At 33.7% G+C, this 2,517-nt stretch carries 4 protein-coding genes; all 4 read right to left on the bottom strand.

The genetic code is table 11. From position 1 onward, the window contains the following. Positions 1 to 821: alanine--tRNA ligase-related protein (locus HG1285_RS04650; protein WP_008288591.1), on the bottom strand; the 821-nt coding region annotated here is incomplete at its 3' end. Positions 822 to 865: 44 nt separating this feature from the next. Continuing rightward, a complete protein-coding gene (locus HG1285_RS19825; RefSeq protein WP_008288590.1) occupies positions 866 to 1,030 on the bottom strand; it encodes a hypothetical protein in 165 nt (54 codons plus the stop codon). Between the two features lie 132 nt (positions 1,031 to 1,162). Beyond that, the gene (locus HG1285_RS04655; protein ID WP_008288589.1) at positions 1,163 to 2,152 is read right to left on the bottom strand and encodes an outer membrane beta-barrel protein; all 990 of its coding nucleotides are present in this window, start codon (positions 2,150 to 2,152) and stop codon (positions 1,163 to 1,165) included. Positions 2,153 to 2,221: 69 nt separating this feature from the next. Continuing rightward, positions 2,222 to 2,344: a hypothetical protein gene (locus tag HG1285_RS20325; RefSeq protein ID WP_232219515.1), complete on the bottom strand. Its 123-nt coding sequence runs from the start codon at positions 2,342 to 2,344 to the stop codon at positions 2,222 to 2,224. Positions 2,345 to 2,517: the final 173 nt, after the last annotated feature.

Below are 2,517 nucleotides of genomic sequence, written 5' to 3'. Positions count from 1 at the left end.
TTTATATCTTTAGGGTTTTCAGGGTTATACTTTTTGCCTGAAATATTTTCAGTCCATTTTATAATCGGCATGAAAAGGTCTGTTTCATAATTTGATTTTGCTCCCTGCAGAACAGATGCGATTCTTTCAAGACCCATTCCTGTGTCTATATTTGGGTGAGGAAGAGGTGTTAATTTACCTGTTTCATCCCTGTTATACTGCATAAAAACAAGATTCCATATTTCTAAGTATCTTTCATCTTCATCTGAGCCAAATTCTGGATTTCCGTATTCTTCGCCTCTATCAAAATAAATCTCAGAGCAGGGTCCACAGGGTCCTGTTTCTCCCATTGACCAGAAATTATCTTCAACACCAAGTTTATGTATTTTTTCTTCAGGCAGTCCAATTACATTTTTCCATATATCATAAGCTTCATCATCTTCTATAAAAACAGAAACGTGCAGTTTTTCTTCAGGAATTTCTAAAATTTTAGTCAGGTACTCCCATGCATATTCTATAGCTTCTTTTTTGAAATAATCTCCAAATGAAAAATTCCCAAGCATCTCAAAAAATGTATGGTGTCTTGGCGTATAGCCAACATTGTCTAAGTCGTTGTGCTTTCCTGAAACCCTGAAAACCTTCTGGCAGGAAGCAGCTCTTTTATATGGTCTTTTTTCCAGTCCTAAAAATACATTTTTAAAGGGAACCATTCCGGCATTTACAAATAAAAGGGTTGGATCTGTTTCTGGTATAATTGATGATGATTTAACTATTTCATGACCTTTATTTTTAAAATATTCTAAAAAGTTTTTTCTAATTTCATTTGAAGTTAAGGATTTCAAGGTATCCTCCGTAAAATATTATCTAATTAATAATTTAACATATATCAAGTATTTTTATCATTATCTTCATGCTGTGTTTGATACCATTTTTTATCTCTTTCATCAACTACAGTTCCTTTTTTGCTCCAGTAAATCATCAAAAAGAAAATAATTCCAAACATAAGTCCAAATACAACAATAGTAAGTATTAATTCAAATGTCTCATTCATAATTTTTACCTCATTATTAGATAGTAGTGTTTATATTTTAGATTATTTTGAAGATAAAAATAAAAAAAGGGGCTTAAAGCCCCTTTGATAGTATCAGGTTTAGCAGAAGCAGGGGAAAATCCCCTGTAATTCTTAGAATAGGAAGCCTGCTTCTACACCAGCAAAAGTTCTGCTGTCTTTATTATTTCCTTTATCATCAGTGAAGCCTTTTTTATCTGTTGAAACATAAGAAAATTCAGCTCTTAAATAAGTATTTTCTGTAGGTTTCCATGTTGGAGTAATTGTGAATGATTTTGCATTTTTACCAATTCCTGCTGCATAGATTCCACTTGTTCCTTGATTTATATATTCAATTCTAACTGGAATGGATACTGTTTTACTTAATGAAGGAATAACATATAAAGCTACTCCATAGGCAGAATCATCATTTCCAGCTGTTTTTGCTGTATCATCATACCATTGGTAATCTGCATTAACACCAATGTCTATACCTGAAACATTTGTAGATAATACAACGTCCACAAGGTTTTTGTTTGCAGCATAGTCATAATATGAAACTGCATAGTTTATATTTCCTATAGAACCAATAGAACCTACAGCAAATGCATCTCCAGAATCTTGATTGTATTCTGCATAAACATCAATTCCTTCTGCAACTGTGTAAGTTGCTCTTGCTCCCGGATATACGAAAGGCTGTCCATACCATACCATACCAAATGTGTAGTTAGGATTGTCATATGTATGGTAGAGTTCATAACCTATGTTTGTTGTAAGTAAACCAGCATTTAAAGTTAAACCTTCTATTGGTTTAATGCTAACCCATCCATATTCAAGTTCAAAATTTGGTGATGGTGGTTGAGTAGCATCTAAAAGGTCAGGTTGTCCTGATGCTCCAAAACCTGCAGTAAAACCAATTGGTTTTGCCTCTGCTTTAAGGTCAACTGCAAATGAAGAAACTGTAAAATAGTCAGTATTTGAACTTCCTATGTTTGAAGTGTAAAAGTATCCAGCAGATACTCCTCCTTCCATTTCAATATCAGAATTGGCTACATTTATTGTACCTGCCGTTGCACTTACCGCTAAAAATCCTGCTGCTGCAAGTGTTCCTACTAATTTTTTCATAAATGCTACCTCCTTTAAGAATTTTATTTTAAATTCAAAATTATAGCATATTAGATGATTAACATATTTTTATAGATTAAATCCTCTTTCTCCGTGTGTTGCTTCATCAAGTCCCATTGTCTCAGTTTCTTCATCAACTCTTGCACCGCCAGTTATTGCAGATGTTATGAAATAAAGAATAGCTGTCATTATGGCTGTATATACAATTGTGAATAAAATAGATTCAACCTGAACTATTATCTGTCCTACTCTATCTCCATTTTGAAGTGGTGAGCCGTCCCACGCAAGAGATGAAGTGCAAAAATCCAGTTGCTATGCACCCAAATACCAGCCATAGCATGACTCCAAAGCATCTAAGATCGTCA

It is taken from the genome of Hydrogenivirga sp. 128-5-R1-1 (assembly GCF_000171895.1).
This window is presented reverse-complemented; position numbering and strand designations above follow the sequence as displayed.